This window comes from Gracilibacillus thailandensis (genome assembly GCF_010994055.1).
Taxonomy (GTDB): Bacteria; Bacillota; Bacilli; order Bacillales; family Amphibacillaceae; genus Gracilibacillus; species Gracilibacillus lacisalsi.
The window spans coordinates 1-22730 of the sequence record NZ_WJID01000083.1; the positions used below are offsets into that span (position 1 = coordinate 1).

Below are 22730 nucleotides of genomic sequence, written 5' to 3' on the forward strand. Positions count from 1 at the left end.
TCACACAGGCAGAGCCTGTGGTTTTAAAAGACGTAATAACAATCAAAAAAAGAGACCGCTCTGGGTCTCTTTTTTTGATTGTGCTTATTCTTTTACACTTGCTGGTACTTCTACGCCTAATTTAGCAGCAACACCTTCTGCTAATTCAGGAGCTACTTTGTAGAAGTTTTCTAATTGACGGTCCACAATACCTTCGCGAGTTACAGCACTCATGTGGTCAGCGAAGTTTTGAATTAAACGCTCGCGCTCTTCATCATTCATTACATCACGGAATAATGCACGAGGCTGAGAGTAGTGATCATCTTGATCATATGGAACACTATCAGCAAATCCGGAAACTTCATATGGACTAATTTTGTTTTCAGGTGTTTCTTTTGGTGCATCACTAAAGCTATTAGGTTCATAGTTTGGTGCGCTGCCACCATTACCATCATGGCTCATGAACCCATCACGTTGATAGTTATTAACCGGTGATTTAGCACGGTTAATTGGTAATGACTCATGGTTTGCTCCAATACGGTAACGATGTGCATCAGAATAGGCAAACAAACGACCTTGAAGCATTTTATCTGGAGATGCTTCAATACCAGGAACAAAGTGTCCAGGAGAAAATGCTGCTTGCTCTACTTCTGCAAAATAGTTCTCAGGATTACGATCTAATACCATTTTACCAACTTCAACTAATGGATAGTCTTCATGTGGCCATACTTTTGTTACATCAAATGGATCGTAACGGTAGTTTTGCGCGTCCGCTTCAGGCATGATTTGAACTTTTAATGTCCAAGAAGGATAGTTACCTTCTTCAATAGCATTAAATAGATCTTCAGTATGATAGTCAGGATTTGTACCTGCAAGTTCATCTGCCACTTTAGGATCTAGGTTTTTAATGCCTTGATCTGTTTTGAAGTGATATTTCACATAGAATGCTTCTCCATCTTTATTTACCCATTTAAATGTGTGGCTTCCGTAGCCATTTTGATGACGAAGAGTCGCAGGGATACCACGGTCAGAGTGTAAAATAGTAATTTGGTGAAGTGACTCTGGTGATAATGACCAGAAATCCCAAACCGCATTTTTGTCTTTTAAGTGTGTTTGCGGGTTACGTTTTTGTGTATGAATAAAGTCTGGGAATTTAATCGCATCACGGATAAAGAATACTGGCGTGTTATTCCCAACTAAATCATAGTTCCCTTCATCTGTATAAAATTTAACAGCGAAACCACGCGGGTCACGTACTGTATCGGCAGAACCTAATTCGCCAGCTACAGTGGAGAAGCGGATGAACATAGGTGTTTTTTTGCCTACTTCAGATAAGAAGTCTGCTTTTGTATATTTAGAAACGTCATTTGTTACTTCAAAATAGCCGTGTGCTCCTGCACCTTTAGCGTGTACAACTCTTTCTGGCACTCTTTCACGATTAAAATGAGCTAGTTTTTCTAGTAAATGAACGTCTTGAATTAATGTTGGTCCTCTATGGCCTGCAGTAATGGAGTTTTGATTATCTCCTACTGGCGCACCAGAAGCAGTCGTTAAGTATTTTTTTTCTTGACTCATATAATGTAACACCTCTCCTTTATTCTTTATATTACATCTTTTATTATAATACAAATCTTATGAAAATCAATATTTTTTTATAATAATTTTAAATAAATTTTGTGTGAAATCTATGACTTCTTCCATTTGTTAAGGTGTTAAACCATAGTTTCACGTTATATTTCTTTACCTGATAAAAATATTAACTAAACAAAAAATAGAGCAGCTATTTATTAGCTACTCTAATGGAATGGGAAACATCCTTGAACTTTTGTTGATTGGGGGTAACAAAAGATATGTGTAAAGGGAATGTTTCATCACTCTATGTGATTAAATATATTATAACGATAATGAGAATCATTTTCAATAGAAAAGTTCAATTTTTTTAAAAAATTTCCTGCAAATCAAACACAAGAAATTTCAAGCTTACCGGTGTATACTATATAGATGAAGGAAGTGATATAGAATGGTGTTGAATTTACAAAAAGTAGGACTAAAAAAAGAAGGAAATTGGATACTAAAAGATATCAATTGGAAAATAGAGAAAGGAGAGCACTGGACATTATTAGGATTGAATGGTGCAGGAAAAACAGCGCTTTTACATATGTTATGTTCCTATTATTTTCCAACAGAAGGCCAAGTTAATGTGATTGGAAGACAATTTGGTAAAGATGTACTCGGAGAGCAGTTAAGACAACAAATCGGTATTGTTTCTTCCATCTTAAAACAACGAATTTATGGTACGGATAGTGCATACCAAGTTGTATTAAGCGGTGCGTTTGCTTCGATTGGTTTATATGAAACCCCTACAGACGAGATGCGTGCCAAAGCACAACAGCTATTGAAGGATCTTGATTGCTTCTCTTATGCTAATCGTGCCTATCGAACATTATCTCAAGGGGAACAGCAACGAGTATTAATCGGACGAGCACTCATGAACGATCCCAAATTATTAATTTTAGACGAGCCGACAAATGGATTAGATTTTATTGCAAGAGAGAAATTACTAGAGTCGATTGAGCATATTAGTCAAGGGGAAAATGCAGCTTCGATTATATATGTCACACATCATGTGGAGGAAATAATACCAACTTTTTCGAAAACTTTGTTATTAAAGGATGGACGTGTATTTAATCAAGGCCCAACAAATGCTATGATCAATTCGGAAAATTTAACAGAATTTTTTGGTGTACCAGTAGAGGTAGATTGGACAGAACGGCGTCCAAGGTTAAGGAAGAAATAACATCTTAGGAGTAGACTTAAATGTTAAATCATTTGAACCAAATACTACAACGAATTATGCCCTTTATCGCGCCAGCAAGTGTAATTATTGGGGTATTATTTGCAGATTTTTTTATTCAATTTGATCATTGGGTTATCTGGATTTTTGCATTTATGACATTTGCAGGGAGTTTGAGCCTAAATTTTGTTGCTCTATATCGAGTGGTTGCTCATCCTTTATCGATATTGATAGCACTTGTTATCTTACATATTTTAATGCCTTTATGGGCGTTTCTAATCGGAACACTCACCTTTAGCAATGATCATTTAACGGTTATTGGTTTTGTATTAGCAATGATTATTCCTACAGGGATTACAAGTTTCATTTGGGTTTCTATGAATAAAGGAAATGTCGCCTTAACATTATCCATTATTTTAATCGATACGATCTTATCCCCTTTTATTGTCCCATTATCGCTATCATTATTTATCGGAGCATCCGTTGATTTAGAAGTATGGGCGATGATGAAAGGTCTGTTTATCATGATCGTTATTCCGTCTATATTAGGTATGATTTTACATGAAACAACACGTGGAGGAATTCATGAGAAATGGAGTCCTCGCTTAGCTCCTTTTTCGAAAATAGCATTAGCATTAGTCATTATGATCAATAGCTCAGAAGTTGCAGATTATTTATTGGATGTTGATTTTCATCTGATTAAAGTAGCTATAACGATGTTTTTTGTTGCTGCTAGTGGCTATTACTTAGCTTGGTTGTTGTCGAAGTGGTTAAAACGGACTAGTCAAGATGTGATTTCCTTAACGTTTAGCAGTGGAATGAGAAATATTAGCGCCGGAGCCGTTATAGCAGTGCAGTATTTTCCTGGATCAGTGGCAGTTCCGGTTGTTGTCGGCATGTTATTTCAACAAGTTTTGGCTTCTTTATACAGTAAATTTCTGCAAAGAAGAAAATAAATATAAATATTGTGAATATTCTAAAAAATGATAGAATTAACTATTGAAGTGTATGTTTTAATGAAAGGAGGACAAAAATGACGGAGGATCAATTACCGAAAGATAATGAAGAGCAAAAGTCAGAGCAACAGTCAAAAACATCAACAGGATTAGATCAGAATATCGCAGGTTTATTATCGTATTTAGTAGGGTTTGTTACTGGTATTATTTTTTTATTGTTAGAGAAAGAAAATCGCTTTGTCCGTTTTCATGCACTGCAGTCGATTTTTACATTTGTACTTTTGATTGTGATTAATACGGTTCTTGGTATGATACCTTTATTAGGATGGTTTGTAAGTATTTTAATCGCACCTTTAACACTAGTTTTATGGGTTTTCTTAATGGTAAAGGCCTATCAAGGGCAATATTTCAAGCTACCTTGGATTGGTGACATGGTTGAACAACAATTAGATAAATAATGATATAATCCTGATCTGATGTTTACATCAGGTCTTTTTTTCTTAGCACAGAAAGTAGAAAAATTGCTTGCAAAAAACGTACAAAACGAAGGGGTTGCCAAAAGAGATTTTGGTAACCCTTCGTTTTTATTCATGAATCAGGCACCTACTTAATAATATGAAAGTAAAGAAGAAAAGAAAGAAGGTGCCCTTATGATTACATGGTTATCTTTTGTTTTATTATCACTTGCAACATTTCGTTTAACAAGATTGATCGTTTATGATAAAATCACAGGCTTTATTCGAGCACCTTTTTTTGAAGTAGAAGAAAAATGGTTGCCCGATGGTAGCATAGAAGAGACGGTGATGTTTAAAGGAAACGGTTGGAAAAGATGGATTGGTGAATTATTACGGTGTCACTGGTGTACGGGCATTTGGTCATCTTTATTTTTATTTTTAGGTTTTCATTTTTACTCTACTATATTTATCCCGATTATTATTGTATTGGCGGTTGCAGGAGTAGCATCGATTATTGAAGTCATTATTTCTTACTTTATTTAATCATTCATGTATCTTTATTCCTACTTCTTCCTTTTATAGCCACTGCAACTACATGACTTTTTCCTTCGTCCTTTTTTACGTCTGCTAACAGACCGTTGTGTAATGTTGGACATGATCAAAACTCCTTCATCATACAAGATTATGAAACATTCCTATATTATTTTATGAGGTCGCTATAAAAGCGTTCGGGAGTTACATAAAAACGGTGAAAAAGTCTAATTTCTTCTACTCAAGAAAAACAGGGAAAGCCCACCCGTTCCTGTCCAAAGTAGTTATTTTGACATGAATAATAGGCGTAACAACCGCTGCGGCTTGCCCACTTCGATTTCCATGGGGCGTGTCTTCAGCTAACTTTTGTAAAGAAGATCGCTTTACAAAAGTGGATCTTCAGATCACGCTGATCCCACGGAAAGGGAAGCGGGCAGCCGGAGTGATGCTTTCCGTCTACATATCATTTCAAAATGACCACCTATGATACAAAAACACTATCATGCCGCGTATTATATACTTTCCTTATAAACAAAATAAGCCGAGGAAGGAGATTCCTTTTCCTCGTCCTTTCTAAATTTATCCTCATATCACGAGGAAACGCATATAAATCGATTGTTTTTGTTGCTTTTTTGTGAAGTGTTTCTCAATTAACTGTGTGTTATAATTGATTTTATTTAAAAGAAAGGGAAGGATACAGTACATGTGGGTTGTTATTGTTGTTTGTATTATAGTCGTAATTGCAGTATTAGCATTGTCCATTATGACATTAAATAAAGGGTATGGGTATCAGCATACAATCGATCCGTTACCAAGCGAGCAGGAAAGTAGTGAAGAAACCGAAGCAAGAACAGATCAATCAGAGAAAAATGCGAATGAAAATAAAAACAGTGACCGATAAAAACAGAAACGGTCACTGTTTGCTCGTTGACAAAAGTGCCGTTTTTAAGGTGCATGCGGACATCTATTCCGCTATTCGTCGAAAATACAGTTAAATTTGATCGAAAAAAGCCAAATAAGGGATTAAATGTCCGCAAAACCCAAAAAACGGGTGCTATTCTGTTAAATAACGCACTCAATGTGCGCTCAATAAATGTTAACACTAAGTGACTTTCATTAGTTCGCAGTAGTTAGCCCCAACTTCCGTTTCGCTAAGGATTAGTGGAAGCCTTATGCCTATCTTATTATAGAGCAGCTTTGTAGATGGCGATCGCATCATCACGGTTCAGTTTTTTGAAGTTACCGAATTCAGGTCTAGCGATCACTGTTTTATCAGCCATTTCCTCGATACTGTCTTCGCCAATATCATAATCAGCCAAGCGAGAAGGAGCTTCGATACTATTCCAGAATGCACGAAGTTTAGCAATTCCTTCTAAGCCAACTTCTTTATCTGATTTACCACTTGGATCTACATCAAATACACGGATAGCTAATTGTTTAAAACGACTTACGTTTTCATCGATTGCATATTCCATCCAATGTGGGAAAAGAATTGCCAGGCCGCCACCGTGTGGAATGTCATGTACAGCTGAAACAGCATGTTCTAGGTTATGTGTTGCCCAGTCTCCATGATAACCCATATTTACCATGCCATTTAACGCCATTGTTCCATTATATAGGACAGTTGCACGAAGCTCTTCATTTTCAAGATCTTCTAATAACTTTGGAGCTGTTTCTACCATCGTTTGTAGAATTCCTTCTACCATACGATCTTGTAACAATGTATTTTCTTCATGGTGGAAATAATGTTCGAGCGCATGTGACATAATATCGACCATGCCATAGATTGTTTGGTCTTTCGGTACTGTTTTGGTGAAACTAGGGTCTAAAATCGAGAAAGTAGGATAAGTATATGGGCTGCCCCAACCATGTTTTTCATTTGTTTCCCAATTTGTGATGACAGATCCTGCATTCATTTCCGATCCGGTTGCTGCCAGTGTTAAAATCGTTCCAAATGGAAGTGCACCAGTAGGCGTTGCTTTCTTAGTTACAATATCCCAAATATCATCTTCAGATTTGGCACCTGCAGCGATTGCCTTCGTACAGTCAATCGTACTTCCGCCACCAACAGCAAGGATGAAATCTATTTTTTCATCTTTACAAATTTCGATTCCTTTCCGTGCAGTAGTGACACGAGGATTTGGTTCGACACCACTTAATTCAAATACATTCTTATTTTCTTTCTTCAATATATCGATTACTTGGTCGTATAAGCCATTGCGTTTAATGCTTCCGCCACCGTAGACTAGCAGAATATTATCATCGTAATGTTGTAATTCTGTTTGTAAGTTCTCTAATTGCCCTTGACCGAAATATAATTTCGTCGGGTTGTGAAAAATAAAGTTTTGCATTTGTTTGCCTCCTCCTAAATCAACCTACACCTTTTAATATTGCAATAATTTTAGTATGTGTAAAGTATTATGCTTCATGTGTCCAATTGTGAATAAATTCAGAGTTGTTTATTAAGATGTTAGTATGATCAAAATGTAAAGATTTCAATTAAATAGAATGTTTAATAATTGAAGAAAAAGGAATAGTATTGGTAGAATAAATAATATAGAACAAGCAAGCGTTCTAATTTAATCTAAAGGAGTGGATAGAGTGAGTAACAAATTATTTACATCCAAAGCAACTGCACAAGGTGGCCGTGATGGTCATGTCAAATCAGATGACGGTTTAATTGACTTAAACCTGGTAAATCCAGCGGGTGATGGTGATGGAACAGGCTCTAATCCAGAACAATTATTTGCTGCAGGTTATGCTGCATGCTACGATGGTGCCTTGAACCTAATGGCATCCAAACAAAAGAAGGATATTGAATCTGCTATTACGGCAGAAGTTAGCTTAATGAAAGATGAAGCTGACGGTGGATTCAAAATTGGTGTAGTACTTAATGTAGAAATTAAAGGTGTATCGCAAGAAGAAGCAGAAGAACTTGCTAAACAAGCACACGACTTCTGCCCATACTCTAAAGCTACAAGAGGAAATATTGACGTAGAATTAAATACAAAAGCTGTATAATAAGAAAAGCGCAGAGCGCCCGCCTAGTTTCTGGGCGCTTTGAGTGAATAAATATCCAAATATTATACTTTCTTTTCGTAATATAGAAAGAGCACGGTGTTATTGGTACACCGTGCTCCTTTTATTACGAACGATTTTTAAAGTAATCTGAGAAAGCCTGGAAAAACTCGATTCCTTGGTACAACCAAACACTCACGGCTGCAAAGGAAAATAGGCCAATCATAAAGAATCTGAACCACATGTTCATACCTCCTTCAATTTATTTTGGTGGAAGGGGTACAAATGCGATCAGATAGTTAGATTGATAAAATACCGCATGTAGATAATGTCGAGATACAAATGCTTGTTGAAGAGAGTAAAAGATCGTAAATAGTAGTAATGCTCCAATCATTACTTGCTCTTCATTTAAAATACCTTTGTCTGCTGTTGAATCATGATGATCTGCATCATAATAATAAGCAGCATATAGTTCATCGTTTAATTCGATATTGAATGTTAGATCGGTTTGATAATTGGATAATGAGATTAAGTGAGAAATGGTTAACATCATCATGACAAGAATGAGGGATTTTCTCATATACTCAACCATCTCCCTTTGTTCTAAGATAAGAAAGTATAAATTTTGAGCAGATGTCTAGCTCCGAGCGCCCAGAAACTAGGCGACTTCACGAATTGCCCTACGATAAGTCATCATCGGTTCGTAAACTCACCGTGATTCCTTTATCTCAGTTAATTCGTTCCAGTCGCTACGTTTCTAAGCGGGCGCTCTGCGCTTTTCTTATATTCATTTATTCAGTATATACCTGATCAACAGACCAGTAAAGTGACTTTCCTCATAATTTACAATTCTTTTAATATCGGACAAAACGTTCGTAATCAAAAATTTACAAATAGATTATAATACTTTCTTATTTCTGCTCGCCCCTAAACCAAAAACAGTCATAATTAATGTAACAAATAGTATCGTCATAATAGAAGGTTGCCAATGGTTAGTAATGTCAAAAATAAGACCAATGACTATCGGTCCAAACGATGCTAACAGGTAACCAAAGGATTGTGCCATTCCTGATAATTCAGCAGCTTGTCTTGCATTAGTAGTCCTTAGACCAAGCAAGGCTAATGCTAAGCTTATGCTTGCTCCTAGCATTATGCCAATTAGTGTAATGGCAATAGTAGTCCCTATCATACCAGGTTCAAAATATAGCATGCTATAACCAATAATGCCTGACACTCCAAAAACGGCAACGACAGGTTGTTGGTTTTTCAACTTACCTGCAATAACAGGAGTAAAGAAAGTAGCAGGCAAACTGATGAATTGCATATATGCTACATACCATCCAGCAACTGACCCTGAGAAATCATTGGAAATCAATATTTCAGCTAACCATGAAATCGTTACATAAAATAAAAAGGATTGTAATCCCATAAAAAGCGTGACTTGCCAGGCAACAGGTGAACGCAATAATTGCACAGTGCTCGGTTCGTATAGTTCCTTATCTTCTTTAATGGGTGCTTTGTTCATCGCGATAAGCCAGACAACAATACCGATAATCACGAGTAAACTCCAACTAGCTAATGACCATTGCCATCCAAGTTCAGCAGTTGTTGTAAGTGGTACACTGAAACCTGAGGCTAATGCGGCGAAAATGGACATCGATGTGGTATAAACACCTGTCATTAAACCGATTTTCTCAGGGAAATTACTTTTAATCAGACTTGGTAAAATAACATTAATGATCGCAATACCGACACCGATTAATATGGTACCGACAAATAATAAGGTAATGGATGCTGTGGAGCGAATCCAAATACCAATCAATAATGTGATGAGCCCATATAATAATGCTTTTTCATTAGTAGTCCGATTGGCAATCCGCGGTGCAATGGGTGACATAAAAGCAAAGGCGATGAGCGGCAAACTGGTTAAAAAGCCTGCACTCCAATTGCTGATCGATAAATCTTCACGGATGATGCCGATGATAGGACCAACTGAAGTGATTGCGGGTCTTAAATTAAAGGCTAACAGAATAATACCAATGATAAAAAGAATCGTATAATGCTTTTTTGTTAGGTGTGGTCCTTTTTCCATTTTTTCACCTTATTTCTATGTTTTTATTAACAAATGTCATACAAAATATGCTAAAATAAGTAAGAAACTATTAGTAAAATTCGCATTATAATAGAATAACATACATAAAGTAAGACTTCCATTAGCGGGGGTCTTATGGATGGTTCGCACCGTGGATCAATCACAAGTGAAAGTTAACTATGATGAAAGAAGGTCTACAATGGAGAATAAGGTCGTTAAAGAATTACTATCATGGTTGAAGGCGTTGTTGGTTGCTGTTATTATTGTGCTTCTGTGTCGGCACTTTTTGATTACTCCTTCCGTTGTGAAAGGCGAATCGATGATGCCGAATTTAGAAAATGGCGACCGGATTATTTTGAGTAAGATCAGCAGTATCGATCGTTTTGATGAAATTGCCTTCAAAGCACCGGATTCAAATGATAATTATGTTAAGAGAATAATAGGCTTTCCCGGTGATACGATCGAAATGAAAGATGACAACCTATATATTAATGGGAAGCTCTATGAAGAGACGTATCTTGATGACTCCAAAGCAGCACTGTCTGATGGTCAAAAGCTGACAAATGATTTTACACTGAAAGAATTAACTGGTAAGGAACAAGTTCCTGAAGGGAAAATATTTGTTTTAGGTGATAATCGGAGAGTTAGTAAAGATAGTCGTGAATTTGGCTTTGTAGATGAAGATGCTGTTATTGGAGATGTTAAAATGCGTATATGGCCAATTGAATCATTTGGAATCATTAAATAGGTACGGCTAAACTTGACAATTTAGCGTATCCGTGTTTTATTGGTAATAACTTCATAATAGAAATTCCGCTAGGGGTGCTGCATGAGCAGCTGAGATAAGAATGTATTTCTTGATCCCTTTGAACCTGAACTGGTTAACACCAGCGTAGGAAAGTGGAGTCGGATGGTGTGTGAACGACATACACCTCATTTTTGATATGGACTATTCAAAAGCCGCTCCGCTACCCGCGAGCGGCTTTTTATTATGGAAATATATATTTTCTGGAGGCAGGAGAAATGACATTTAGTCAAGAATTGCGTGTAGCAGCAGATGATATTTACCAAGGTATCTTTGAACACCCTTTTGTAGTTGGAATTGGAGAAGGAAATTTGCACAAAGAAGCGATCATTCACTATGTGAAAGCAGATTTTGAGTATCTCAATGCGTTTATGAACATCTATGGTATCGCCATCGCCAAAAGCAACACTAGAGAAGACATGACATATTTCTATGAAAAGATCGGTTTTATCTTGAATAGTGAAATTCATCCACATCATAATTTATGTCAGGTCGCAGGCGTTGGTTACGATGAGTTGCAAGGATACCCTTTGCCACCGACAGCAAATCATTATGTAGCCCATATGAAAAGTGTCGCACAACAAGGAAGTATAGGGGAATTAATCGCAGCATTGTTACCTTGCCCCTGGACATATTTAGAGATCGGACATTACTTAAAAGAAAAGTATCAACCAACGGAAGAACATCCTTTTTATGAGTGGATTACATTTTACGCCAAAGAAGATACAGCATCAGTGACAACGGAGCTTTGTGAGCGTTTAGATAAATGGGCAGAACAAGTGGGAGAAGAAGAGAAACAGAAAGCTAAATTAGCTTTTATTAAAAGCTGTCAGCTAGAGTATTTATTCTGGGAAATGGCTTATCAGGTAGAAGAATGGCCGTTTTCATTAGCTGGAAAGGGGAAGTAACATGCATAAAGTAGCGTCAGCACTCACAATAGCTGGAACAGATCCTTCGGGTGGTGCAGGAATTCAAGCGGATTTAAAAGTATTCCAAGAACAGGAAGTTTACGGAATGAGCGTGATTACTTCCGTCGTAGCGCAAAACACGCTAGGTGTTCAGGATGTACAGCATTTAAGCATTGATTTTATTGAGAAACAATTAGACGCCGTTTTAACGGATATTCCACCACAAGCAATGAAAACAGGAATGATCGCTACTGTGGATATGATGGAATTAATAGCTAAAAAATTAGCAAATACGAATATTCCTTACGTGATTGATCCGGTTATGGTGGCCAAAAGTGGTGATTCATTAATGGATGAGAAATCAAGACAGGTCATTCGCAATACGTTAATTCCGCATGCTACAGTGGTGACGCCAAATGTACCAGAAGCAGAAATTCTAGTAGGTTTCGAGATTCACGATAATCAAGATGCAGAAAAAGCGGCGAAAGTAATCGTTAATGAACTTGGTGCGAAGGCTGCGGTTGTCAAAGGTGGTCATTTAGAAGGAGCAGCAGTAGATGTTCTATATGACGGTGAAGATTTCTACTATCTAAAAGCCGACCGTTTTGAAACGAAGCATACACATGGTACAGGTTGTACCTTTTCGGCTGCGATAACTGCCGAATTGGCAAAAGGTAAGCAGATAAAAGATGCGGTAGTTATTGGTAAGGACTTTATTACCGATGCTATTCAATACCCTCTCGAATTAGGTAATGGACATGGTCCGACTAACCATTGGGGCTACAGGCTAAAAAGTTTACCTGGACAAAGGGAGGTATCTAAGTGAGGCATTTAATTGAAAAAGTGAGAAAGCAGCAACCATTGATTCATAATATCACCAATCAAGTCGTCATGAACTTTACAGCAAATGGTTTATATGCTGTCGGTGCAGCACCAGTGATGGCTCATGCTAAAGAAGAAGTAGAAGAAATGGCGCAAATGGCAAGTAGCCTTGTTTTAAATATTGGTACATTGACTAAGGAACAAATTGATGCGATGATTTTGGCCGGTAAAGCAGCCAATCAAGCAGGTGTTCCTGTTGTATTAGACCCGGTTGGTGTAGGTGCGACTACTTTCCGTACAAACTCAGCTAAACGTATCTTGAAAGAAGTCAACGTAACATGTATTAGGGGTAATGCTGGAGAGATTGCCAACTTAGCGGGTGTGGAGACCGAAGTTCGTGGTGTCGATGGTTCAAGTGATACTGATATTCAACAATTAGCCAACCTGGCTTTTAAGACATTACAGGTTCCCTTAGTGATTACAGGGGAAGAAGACGTGGTTATTGATCGGGATACGAGAGTTAGTGTCTCTAACGGACATCCCCTCCTAACTAAAGTTACCGGTACAGGATGTCTGTTGTCAGCTGTTATTGCGGCCTTCTTAGCGGTGAGTGATAATGTTGTGGAAGCAGCAACAGATGCGCTTAGCTATTATGGAGTAGCTGCAGAAAATGCCGCAGATCAGCAGGGATTTCCGGGCAGTTTTCAAATAGCGTTTCTGGATCAATTGTCTGAAGTGGATGGAGAAACAGTCAACAAGAAAAAACAATTAACTAGGAGTTCCTAAATGATGAAACGTGATTTATTGCAAGTATATTTTATTCTTGGAAGTAATAATACGGAACAAGATCCTTTATATGTATTGGAAGAAGCATTGAAAGGCGGTATAACCCTTTTCCAATTTCGTGAAAAAGGACATGGTGCGCTAGCAGGCGAAGACAAAAAGCAATTAGCCATAAAGATGAAAAAGCTTTGTCATCAATACGATGTCCCTTTTTTAGTAAATGATGATGTAGATTTAGCGTTGGAAATAGAAGCTGATGGCGTTCATGTTGGTCAAGAGGATATGTCGATACAGGAAGTGAGAAAAATAGTACCTTCAGATTGGCTCGTTGGTGTGTCATCAACAAATGTTCAAGAAGCAGTACAGGCAAAAAATGATGGTGCTGACTATATTGGCGTAGGTCCTATTTTTAGCACCGATACCAAAGCTGATGCTAAAAAACCAATCGGAGCAAAAGGATTACAAGAAATCAGGGATAGGGTAGGAGATCTGCCGATTGTAGCGATTGGCGGTATTCAATTAGGGCATGTGATCGAGCTAATGCGGGCTGGTGCTGATGGCGTTTCGATCATTTCGGCAATTAGTCTATCTCCTAATCCCGAGAGCGTTGCAGCAACTTTCTACATGCATACGAATTATTTTTCTAAAGAGCAATAATTCGATAATGTAGGGTTAAATTTGATACACTAATATTATCATACTAAAAGGAGGTAATATTGTGCGTCTTGAAAATAAGAAAGTTATTGCTCTAGTGGACGAGGATTTTGAAGATCTAGAATTATGGTACCCTGTCCTACGTTTGCGTGAAGAAGGTGCAACAGTGCATCTTGTAGGGAAAGAGGCTAACCAAAAATATATTGGGAAGTATGGTGTTCCAGCAGAGTCTAAATATGCCTTTTCTGATATTAATGCAGAAGATTATGACGGTATCCTTGTGCCAGGTGGATGGGCACCAGATAAATTAAGAAGATTTCCGGAAGTATTAGAAATGGTCCGTTCTATGGATCAGGCCAAAAAACCAATTGGTCAAATTTGCCATGCAGGTTGGGTGCTGATTTCTGCGGGTATTTTACGCGGTAAGAAGGTAACAAGTACACCAGGCATCAAAGATGATATGACTAATGCAGGTGGATTATGGAGTGATGAACCGGTTGTAACAGATGGACACCTTATCTCTAGCCGCCGTCCACCAGATTTACCTCCATATGTGAAAGCATACGCTGACTATTTAGCTAATCAGTAATCAAACTTGATCTTACAGGGATTTCCTTGTAAGATTTTTTTGTAGTATAGGTTTTATATAGATAATGATTGTATTGCTATAAAGTTGAATAGGAGATTTGATGCATGGATATTGTATGGTGGATATTAATTATCGTTATGTTTGTGTTGGCATTTGTGGGGATTATTTTCCCGATTATACCGTCCGTATTGGTAATTTGGATTGGTTTCTTGATATATCAATTTGCGCTCACGGCTGAGAATATTGGTTGGATCTTTTGGGTGGCAATGGCTGTTTTGACATTACTGTTGATATTTTCCGATATCATTGCCAATAGCTATTTTGTGAAGAAATTTGGTGGCAGCAAAGCAGGTGAACGGTTGGCTGCTCTTGGGGTGATTGTTGGCTCATTTATTATCCCTCCATTTGGTATTATTATTGTTCCGTTTATATTAGTTGTCATAACGGAAATGATTCAGAAAAAAACGACACAAGATGCCTTAAGGGCTGCACTTGGCTCGCTGATTGGCTTTCTTAGTGGCACTTTTGCCAAAATTGTGATTCAGTTGATCATGATTATCTGGTTTTTCATCGTAAAATAATGCAAAGTTAAAGGATCAGACATCGAGGTGTTACAAGTGAAGAGAGTATTAACAATAGCTGGAGCAGCTGCACAGGGAAGTGCTGGTATTCAAGCGGACTTAAAGACATTCCAGGAACGGGATGTATACGGAATGTCCGTCATTACCGCAACAGTTGCCAATAATTCCAGAACAAATCAAGGGATTTTTATTCGAGATATAGAAGAGATTGAAGCACAGTTTTACGCTGCGACAGAAATGGTTGGTGTAGATGCTATTAAAACAGGGATGCTTTTTTCGACAAAAATTATAGAAAGAGTAAGTAGTTTGCTTAAGGAGCTACCTGTTCCAAATAAAGTAATAGATCCAGTGATGATTGGTAAAATGGGGTCACAACTGTTAGCAGATGATGCGATTGAAGTATTAAAGAAACAATTAATTCCGCAAGCGACAGTGATCACTCCTAACCGGTTAGAAGCAGAAAAGTTATTAGGTCGAGAAATTCCATCTGATCTTCATGCTTTAAGAGAAGCAGCGAAGGAATTATATGAACTCAAACCTCAAGCTGTTTTATTGAAGGGTGGAAATATAGACGGACAGGCAGTTGATATTTATTATGATGGTCAAACAGTGGAGGTGTTTCGTATGCCATTGATTGATACGATACATACCAGTGGAGCGGGTTGTACATATGCCGCTTGTTTAACTGCCGAGTTAGCCAAAAATGTACCGATGAAGCAAGCTATTCAAACGAGTAAACAATTTGTACACGCTGCGATTGAACATGCTTTATCGTTTGGGACTGGTATCGGGTCAGTTAGACACGGTGCAGCCAGACAGGAATAAGCGGAGTTATAGATGAGAATCTAAAAAAGGGCAGTCGCTTGATTGCAACTGCCAAGAAAAAGATAGAACAAATAAGATATGATAACAACTTGTCAAAAGAAGTAGTTTATGCGAACTGCTTCTTTTTGTATTAAATGTCATATTATATAACATCAGTTGTTATATACAGTATCATAATAAAAAGTTACCAAAAAATCAAGAGAATAATGAAACGAAATTCTTTGTTGATACGTATAGAATATGGAAATAAGAAGGAGGTGCGAAATGACTACATCAATGGAATTACAAGATGTACATAAATCGATAGGTAATAAACAAATAATCAAAGGGTTGAATTTTTCGATAAAACGCGGTGAAGTATTTGGCTTTTTAGGTCCCAATGGTGCTGGTAAAACAACCACAATTCGCATGATGGTAGGTTTAATGAAAATTACCTCAGGGGATATCAAAATCAATGGAGTAAGTATAAAACATAACTTCAAAGAAGCAATCCAGCATGTAGGTGCGATCGTCGAAAATCCGGAAATGTACCCATTTATGTCGGGATGGAAAAACCTTAAACACTTCGCTCGTATGATATCTGGCATTACTGATGAAAGAATAAAAGAAGTGATTAGATTAGTAGGTTTGGAAAAAGCGATTCATGAGAAGGTAGGTAAATATTCATTAGGTATGAGGCAAAGGATGGGGATTGCCCAAGCATTACTGCATAAACCATCTATTTTAATATTAGATGAACCAACTAATGGTTTAGATCCAGCGGGTATACGTGAAATAAGGACCTACATAAGAAATCTAGCCGAACAAGAACAAGTATCGGTGATTGTATCCAGTCACTTATTATCTGAAATAGAATTAATGTGCGATCGGATTGGTATTATTAAGAATGGTGAGCTAATCACGGTAGAAGAAGTACAAGATACAAATACTGAGAATGACCATGTTACAGTAAAGCTAGACGTGGATGATAACGAAAAAGTGAAAGCTATTCTCCAAGATCAACTTGAACTTGAAGCCAAAATCGTTCAAGATCGCGTGGTGGCAAATCTTCCTAAAAGCACTGTACCACAATTGGTGAGAACATTAGTGGAAGAAGATATAGCAATCTATGAAGTAGCAGTAGAACGCAGTAGATTGGAAGATAAATTTTTCGAGTTGATTGGAGAGAATACGATTGCTTAATTTTATATCATTATTAAAAAATGAACAAATGAAGCTTTATTCACGTTTTGCTACTTGGTCGATGTATATCATTCTAGCTGTTATACTATTTGCTGGTGCCCTTATAGTATTTGTTTTTGATAATATAGATGAACAAAACTATAATGATAATTGGAAAGAACAGCTTGCTCAAGAGAATGAAGAATTACTGGAAGCAAATGAAGAAGTTGAATTTTTTAGATATGATTCTGAAATAGCTATAAATGAATATCATATAGAGAATGATGTCAAGCCTCTGCCATATGATGCGTGGCAATTTACGCTTGAAAACGCTGGGTTGTCCATGATCATTAGTTTGTTTACTATTATTGTGGCAGCAGGCATTATTTCAAATGAGTATCGATGGGGAACGATCAAATTACTATTAATTCGTCCGATATCCAGAACTAAAATTTTATTTTCGAAGTTTGTATCAGTTTTATTATTTTCTATAACCATGCTTGTTTTTCTATTTATTATCAGTTTAGTTATAGGTGCAATTTTCTTTGGTATCAACGGATGGAATCCTAGTATAGTTCAAATGGGTACAGATGGAGTGGAAGAAGTCTCTATTTTTGCAGAAATATTTACACAATACGGCTTAAATATGGTAAATTTAGTGATGATGGCAACATTTGCTTTTATGATTTCAACAATATTTAGAAGTAGTGCGATGGCGATAGGTTTAGCAATATTCTTAATGTTTACAGGAAACTCTATTATTGGTTTTGTTGCCGAGTATGATTGGGCAAAATATATCTTATTTGCTAATACCAATTTGAACCAATATTTTGGAAGTGGAAGTCCCGTTATGGATGGCATGACACTAGGATTTTCGATTACTGTCTTAGTGGTGTACTTTGTATTGTTTTTACTAGTTTCATGGTTTACATTTACAAAGCGTGATATTGCGGGAAATTAAGAGATAAGGGGAGAGTTGAAGAAATGAAAAGAACAGTAGAGGTAGTATTATCGATTATTGGAGCATTTGTTTATGGACTGGGGGCATTATTTGGCGGATTGTTCCGGATGTTAGATGGGGATAATGAATTAGTTCGAGAAATGTTACAAGAAGATCCGACTGTTACACAAAGTGATATCGATGACATGATGCCGTTTCTAGATATGATCGGGTCAATAGGGACAGTAATGATTGTAGGAGCGATTATTTCTATTGTAGCAGGTATTGTGGCGATGTTCTTATTTAAAGGAAACAGTAAGCCAAAAGCTGCAAGTATTATTTTACTTGTTGTCGGTGGTGTAACAACTATCATTACCTTTGGTGGTGCTATCTTCGCCGGTATTTTCTATATCATAGCTGGTATTATGGGACTTGTCCGTAAGCCTAAACAAGAAATAAATATGGAGCAGTATTAAAAATGTAGTAAAAAGCTTAAATCCCTTTTCATCAAAATCGAAGGGATTTAAGCTTTTTTATATGTTCTAGAAAATTATAAAATTTCACCATGTGATAAAAATAAGCGTGGATCAGAGTTCACGAATTGCCATATCATAGACTAACTTAGGTCGATTTATTATCTGGAAAACTTCTCATTTTATTTGATAGATTGCCGGTTAATTCCATTTCACCGGGAAATCTTATCGTTTCATTTAGCAGTTTTCCTGGTTAACTACTTTTCATGCTTAATGTATTATGGTTGTCATATAAACTAATCCCTGCTTTTGGTTGTGTGTCTAATAATAAAATAGAAGGTGAATCCGATAATTAAGAAGAGAATAATAATCGGAGCATTGCCGACTAGAAATACAAACAGTCCAGATGCGATTGACAGAATTACCTGGATACTTTTCAAAAATTGATCCTTTGTTTTCTCCCATGTACTTAATGACTCATCTTGAACAGAAGGCATATCAACTCTTCGTTCGGTCAATTCTATATCAATGGTTGCATAGTCAGACTGATTTTCTAAATAATTGATTTTCCCTGTTAATTGTTCCATGTCTTCTTGTACATCTGCTAAATCATCGGAGATCTTTAATAAATCCTCCGTTTTTTCAGCTTCTTCTATAAAAGCAAGTAATCGTTCTTCAACTACTTTTTTTGATTTTAATCTGGAGGTTAAGTCAACATATTGCTCGGTGACATCTTCTCCGCTAACTGATTTATTCAAAATTTTTAAATCTCCATTTTCCACGATTGCGATAAAATCTTGAAAATGATCGTCTGGTATTCGGACGGTCATTCTGCCGAATCGTTCTGTTTCCTCTCCGTGATTGGAATAATTGGAATTGACAACATATCCATCATAATTAGCTGTTTCTGTCTCTAAAAAATCAATCGTTTCATCAAATGTTTCTGTTTCTAAATGTAACTGAGCATTATGGATAATTTTTCTGTCCTCTATATTTTCCAAGCTTTCCTCATTATCTTCACTTGCTGGTTTTTCCTCTGCTTGTTCCATTTCAACTTTATTTTCCGCTGGACTATTATTTGTACTCATACCAGACTGGCTCGATTCTTCACTAGTCGCTATATCACTGTCTGCCGATTCATAGCTGCTATCATCCGCGTCGTTGGAGCAAGCAGAGAGAAACACAATCAACATCAATATAGATATTATCTTTTTCAAATTGACCCCTCCTTTTGTTGGATTAGACGTAGCAAATTCAGATAGGTTACAAGGAATCAGTTAATTTATATTTATTCATTTTTATGCATGTCTTCGTCTAATGTGGTTCACTTTATGTAAAAGTAAATGAAAAACGATATGTGCTTTCTATTTAATCGCCTGTAAAGCACCAATTTTCCCAGATTCGCGTAATTCAAAAAAGCTAAAATGGAGAATCCCCTTGATATGTATAGCTAACCTTATTAGCAGATAACAAAAACCCCTTTGAGGGAAACCCCACATTTTTCTAATAAAAAAATAAAAAAATTTCAAGATAACTATTGAATTAATATACTAAATAGTGCATAATAATACATAATTAATCATTCGAACATTTTGACAATCACTTAAGGAGAGATTATTTCATGAACAAAGAAAAAGTAGTTTTAGCATATTCCGGAGGACTTGATACATCAGTTGCGATTAAATGGTTACAGGATAAATATAATTATGATGTAATTGCGGTTGGTTTAGATGTAGGCGAAGGAAAAGATTTAGAATTTGTAAAGAATAAAGCGATTGACGTAGGAGCAATTAAATCCTATTCCGTTGATGCAAAACAGCTTTTTGCAGAGGATTTTGTTCTACCAGCATTACAAGCAAATGTCATGTATGAAGATAAATATCCATTAGTATCAGCACTTTCTCGTCCGTTAATTGCAAAAGTATTAGTGGATATCGCAGAAAAAGAAGGTGCGGTGGCCGTAGCGCACGGTTGTACTGGTAAAGGTAATGACCAGGTTCGTTTCGATGTTGCTTTTACATCTCTCAATCCAGAGTTAAAGATTGAGGCGCCAGTACGTGAATGGGGCATGACAAGAGATGAAGAAATTGCATATGCGAAAGAACATGGGATTCCGATTCCAATTGATTTGGATAGTCCATATAGTGTAGACCAAAACTTATGGGGGCGTGCAAATGAGTGTGGTATTTTAGAAGATCCATGGGCTGAAGCTCCTGAAGATGCATTTGAATTAACAGAAAACCCAGTTAATGCTCCAGATGAGCCAGAAATGATTGAAATCGAATTTAAACAAGGGAAGCCAGTAGCCTTAAATGGTAAGGAATACCCTTTACATGAATTGATTTTAGAATTGAATCAAATTGCTGGTAAACATGGTATTGGAAGAATTGATCACGTGGAAAATCGTCTTGTTGGGATTAAATCACGTGAGATCTATGAAGCACCAGCAGCTATAACATTAATTCAAGCACATAGAGAAATTGAAACTATTACACTTCCAAGAGAAGTAACTAAATTTAAACCAGTTGTAGAGCAACAATTAGAACAAGCGATTTACGATGGTCTATGGTTTACACAATTAACAGATGCCTTAAAAGCATTTATTAGCGAAACTCAAAAATATGTGAATGGTGTAGCAAGAGTGAAGTTATACAAAGGTCAAGCATTTGTAGTAGGTAGAAAATCAGACAACTCATTATATGACTTAAACCTTGCAACATATAGTAAAGGTGATGAATTTGACCATGAGGCAGCACTAGGCTTTATTAGACTTTGGGGCTTACCGACAAAAGTGCACTCTACAGTAAATAATGTTCATGCTGATAAAGCGAAAATTATGGAAAAAACGAAAATTGATATGAAGGAATCAGTGAAGTTATGAAATTATGGGGCGGACGATTTACAAAACCAACAAATGAATTAGTCGATGAGTATACAGCATCGATCAGCTTTGATAAGAAATTAGCACAATACGATATTCAAGGAAGCCTGGCACACGTAGAAATGCTTGCGAAATGTGAGATTATCCCGTCAGAAGATGCTGAAACGATAAAAAAAGGTTTGAAGGTTGTAGCGGAAAAAATTAAAGCTGGAGAAGCAGAGTTGACAGAAGCAAACGAGGATATTCATATGAATGTCGAGAAACTGCTTATTGATGAAGTCGGTGCTGTTGGTGGTAAATTACACACTGGACGAAGTAGAAATGATCAGGTAGCACTGGATATGCGTTTGTATTTACGCGATTCACTTGTAACATTAGTTGAATTACTAAAGAATTTGCAAGAGGCACTTGTAAAGCAAGCCAAAGCGAATTTGGATACTATCTTGCCAGGATATACGCATTTGCAACGAGCGCAGCCAGTGTTGTTCGCCCATCATATGATGGCATATGTATCGATGTTTGAACGTGATGTGGAAAGGTTATCTGACAGCTTCAAAAGGGTGAATCGTTCACCACTTGGTGCAGGAGCATTAGCCGGAACAACATTTCCGATTGATCGTCATTATGTTGCAGAGAAGTTAAACTTTGACGGTGTAGTGGAGAACAGCTTAGATGCTGTCAGTGATCGTGACTTTGTCGTTGAATTTTTATCCAATGCTTCGTTAACGATTATGCACTTATCTCGTTTGAGTGAAGAATTAGTACAATGGTCAAGTGCTGAGTTCAATTTCGTTGAATTAGATGATGCTTTTTGTACCGGAAGTAGTATGATGCCTCAGAAGAAAAACCCTGATGTCGCTGAATTAGTAAGAGGGAAAACTGGTCGTGTCTATGGAAACTTAATGGGAATGCTTACTACTTTGAAGGGTTTACCAATTGCATATAATAAGGATATGCAAGAGGATAAGGAAGGCATGTTCGATACGATGGAAACCTTAAAAGGAGCGCTTGCTCTTTTTGCACCAATGATCGAAACAATGGAAGTGAAAAAGGAAAATATGTATGCGGCTGTTGCAGAAGATTTTTCTAATGCAACGGATTTAGCGGATTACTTGGTGAATAAAGATTTACCATTCCGGGAAGCCCATGCGGTGGTCGGGCAAGTTGTATTGCATTGCATTCAGGAAAATAAATATTTACTTGATTTAAGCTTAGCAGATTTCCAAAGCTTTTCTGAGCTAATCAATGAAGATATTTACGACGTACTATCACCGAAGTCAGTTGTCAATGCCCGTAATGTTGTCGGCGGAACAGCGAAAAACCGTGTTAAGGACCAAATTGAACAAGCAGAAAGTCGCCTCACAGAAGCAGAAGCATGGATCGAAATCCATGAAGAAAAGGTAAATGTTCTTAAAAAATAAAAGAAGAAACGTAGCTGATCCTTTGAACTGCACCCTGTCAAGTAGACAGTGGAAATAATAAA

24 protein-coding genes and 1 riboswitch are annotated in these 22730 nt (G+C 37.0%); of the genes, 19 read left to right on the forward strand and 5 right to left on the reverse strand.

Features of this window, described 5'->3' with window-relative positions; translation table 11 throughout:
* Nucleotides 1-84: 84 nt before the first annotated feature.
* The gene (locus GH715_RS18995; protein ID WP_018932076.1) at nt 85-1554 is read right to left on the reverse strand and encodes a catalase; all 1470 of its coding nucleotides are present in this window, start codon (nt 1552-1554) and stop codon (nt 85-87) included.
* Between the two features lie 445 nt (nt 1555-1999).
* Here GH715_RS18995 and GH715_RS19000 point away from each other — a divergent pair, with 445 nt between their 5' ends.
* The 5 genes from GH715_RS19000 (at nt 2000) to ytzI (ending at nt 5616) form a co-directional block, all read left to right on the forward strand.
* Nucleotides 2000-2776 (forward strand): ABC transporter ATP-binding protein, encoded by a 777-nt coding sequence (locus GH715_RS19000; RefSeq protein WP_153836738.1) that lies wholly within the window; start codon nt 2000-2002, stop codon nt 2774-2776.
* Between the two features lie 20 nt (nt 2777-2796).
* Nucleotides 2797-3729 (forward strand): bile acid:sodium symporter family protein, encoded by a 933-nt coding sequence (locus GH715_RS19005; protein ID WP_153836739.1) that lies wholly within the window; start codon nt 2797-2799, stop codon nt 3727-3729.
* Nucleotides 3730-3806: 77 nt separating this feature from the next.
* Nucleotides 3807-4187: a DUF4870 domain-containing protein gene (locus GH715_RS19010; protein ID WP_153836740.1), complete on the forward strand. Its 381-nt coding sequence runs from the start codon at nt 3807-3809 to the stop codon at nt 4185-4187.
* 192 nt (nt 4188-4379) lie between these two features.
* A complete protein-coding gene (locus GH715_RS19015) occupies nt 4380-4727 on the forward strand; it encodes a DUF1360 domain-containing protein (protein ID WP_153836741.1) in 348 nt (115 codons plus the stop codon).
* Nucleotides 4728-5418: 691 nt separating this feature from the next.
* Entirely contained in the window at nt 5419-5616 is a 198-nt protein-coding gene (gene ytzI, locus GH715_RS19020) for a YtzI protein (RefSeq protein WP_153836742.1), read from the forward strand.
* Between the two features lie 283 nt (nt 5617-5899).
* Here the strand turns inward: ytzI and GH715_RS19025 are convergent, their stop codons facing one another.
* Nucleotides 5900-7066, reverse strand: a complete 1167-nt coding sequence (locus GH715_RS19025; protein WP_153836743.1) for an iron-containing alcohol dehydrogenase — start codon at nt 7064-7066, stop codon at nt 5900-5902.
* A 250-nt stretch (nt 7067-7316) separates the two neighbouring features.
* Between GH715_RS19025 and GH715_RS19030 the strand changes: the two genes are divergently transcribed.
* Nucleotides 7317-7736 (forward strand): organic hydroperoxide resistance protein, encoded by a 420-nt coding sequence (locus GH715_RS19030; protein WP_163578770.1) that lies wholly within the window; start codon nt 7317-7319, stop codon nt 7734-7736.
* Between the two features lie 259 nt (nt 7737-7995).
* Here GH715_RS19030 and GH715_RS19035 read toward each other — a convergent pair whose 3' ends face one another.
* Nucleotides 7996-8289 carry a hypothetical protein gene (locus GH715_RS19035; RefSeq protein WP_163578771.1) on the reverse strand — a complete coding sequence of 98 codons (294 nt, stop codon included), beginning with the start codon at nt 8287-8289 and terminating at the stop codon, nt 7996-7998.
* Nucleotides 8290-8631: 342 nt separating this feature from the next.
* Nucleotides 8632-9825: a CynX/NimT family MFS transporter gene (locus tag GH715_RS19040; protein ID WP_153836745.1), complete on the reverse strand. Its 1194-nt coding sequence runs from the start codon at nt 9823-9825 to the stop codon at nt 8632-8634.
* Nucleotides 9826-10024: 199 nt separating this feature from the next.
* Between GH715_RS19040 and lepB the strand changes: the two genes are divergently transcribed.
* The 11 genes from lepB to GH715_RS19095 all read left to right on the forward strand — a co-directional run bounded on the left by lepB (nt 10025) and on the right by GH715_RS19095 (nt 18369).
* Complete coding sequence (gene lepB / locus GH715_RS19045) at nt 10025-10573, forward strand: signal peptidase I (protein WP_153836758.1); 549 nt, start codon at nt 10025-10027, stop codon at nt 10571-10573.
* A 60-nt stretch (nt 10574-10633) separates the two neighbouring features.
* Nucleotides 10634-10741, forward strand: a riboswitch (TPP riboswitch).
* A gap of 107 nt (nt 10742-10848) precedes the next feature.
* A complete protein-coding gene (tenA, locus tag GH715_RS19050; protein ID WP_153836746.1) occupies nt 10849-11538 on the forward strand; it encodes a thiaminase II in 690 nt (229 codons plus the stop codon).
* A 1-nt stretch (nt 11539) separates the two neighbouring features.
* The gene (thiD, locus tag GH715_RS19055; RefSeq protein ID WP_153836747.1) at nt 11540-12364 is read left to right on the forward strand and encodes a bifunctional hydroxymethylpyrimidine kinase/phosphomethylpyrimidine kinase; all 825 of its coding nucleotides are present in this window, start codon (nt 11540-11542) and stop codon (nt 12362-12364) included.
* Nucleotides 12361-13146, forward strand: a complete 786-nt coding sequence (gene thiM / locus GH715_RS19060; RefSeq protein WP_163578772.1) for a hydroxyethylthiazole kinase — start codon at nt 12361-12363, stop codon at nt 13144-13146. The genes thiD (GH715_RS19055) and thiM overlap by 4 nt, the downstream gene beginning before the upstream one ends.
* Nucleotides 13147-13800, forward strand: coding sequence for a thiamine phosphate synthase (gene thiE, locus GH715_RS19065; RefSeq protein WP_153836748.1), 654 nt, complete (start codon nt 13147-13149; stop codon nt 13798-13800).
* 61 nt (nt 13801-13861) lie between these two features.
* On the forward strand, nt 13862-14386 hold the full coding sequence (locus GH715_RS19070) for a type 1 glutamine amidotransferase domain-containing protein (protein ID WP_163578773.1): 525 nt from the start codon (nt 13862-13864) through the stop codon (nt 14384-14386).
* A gap of 104 nt (nt 14387-14490) precedes the next feature.
* A complete protein-coding gene (locus GH715_RS19075; RefSeq protein WP_153836749.1) occupies nt 14491-14967 on the forward strand; it encodes a DUF456 domain-containing protein in 477 nt (158 codons plus the stop codon).
* A gap of 36 nt (nt 14968-15003) precedes the next feature.
* A complete protein-coding gene (thiD, locus tag GH715_RS19080) occupies nt 15004-15792 on the forward strand; it encodes a bifunctional hydroxymethylpyrimidine kinase/phosphomethylpyrimidine kinase (protein WP_163578774.1) in 789 nt (262 codons plus the stop codon).
* 264 nt (nt 15793-16056) lie between these two features.
* The gene (locus GH715_RS19085; RefSeq protein WP_153836750.1) at nt 16057-16974 is read left to right on the forward strand and encodes an ABC transporter ATP-binding protein; all 918 of its coding nucleotides are present in this window, start codon (nt 16057-16059) and stop codon (nt 16972-16974) included.
* Nucleotides 16967-17914, forward strand: coding sequence for an ABC transporter permease (locus tag GH715_RS19090; RefSeq protein WP_153836751.1), 948 nt, complete (start codon nt 16967-16969; stop codon nt 17912-17914). The genes GH715_RS19085 and GH715_RS19090 overlap by 8 nt, the downstream gene beginning before the upstream one ends.
* A 23-nt stretch (nt 17915-17937) precedes the next feature.
* A complete protein-coding gene (locus GH715_RS19095) occupies nt 17938-18369 on the forward strand; it encodes a DUF4064 domain-containing protein (protein ID WP_153836752.1) in 432 nt (143 codons plus the stop codon).
* A gap of 293 nt (nt 18370-18662) precedes the next feature.
* Here GH715_RS19095 and GH715_RS19100 read toward each other — a convergent pair whose 3' ends face one another.
* Nucleotides 18663-19583, reverse strand: coding sequence for a DUF4349 domain-containing protein (locus tag GH715_RS19100; RefSeq protein WP_153836753.1), 921 nt, complete (start codon nt 19581-19583; stop codon nt 18663-18665).
* A gap of 404 nt (nt 19584-19987) precedes the next feature.
* On the opposite strand from GH715_RS19100, the gene GH715_RS19105 reads away from it, so the two are divergent.
* Both GH715_RS19105 and argH read left to right on the forward strand, forming a co-directional pair.
* Entirely contained in the window at nt 19988-21247 is a 1260-nt protein-coding gene (locus tag GH715_RS19105; RefSeq protein WP_153836754.1) for an argininosuccinate synthase, read from the forward strand.
* Nucleotides 21244-22668 (forward strand): argininosuccinate lyase, encoded by a 1425-nt coding sequence (argH, locus tag GH715_RS19110; RefSeq protein ID WP_153836755.1) that lies wholly within the window; start codon nt 21244-21246, stop codon nt 22666-22668. Before GH715_RS19105 ends, argH begins: the two co-directional genes overlap by 4 nt.
* Nucleotides 22669-22730 lie beyond the last annotated feature (62 nt).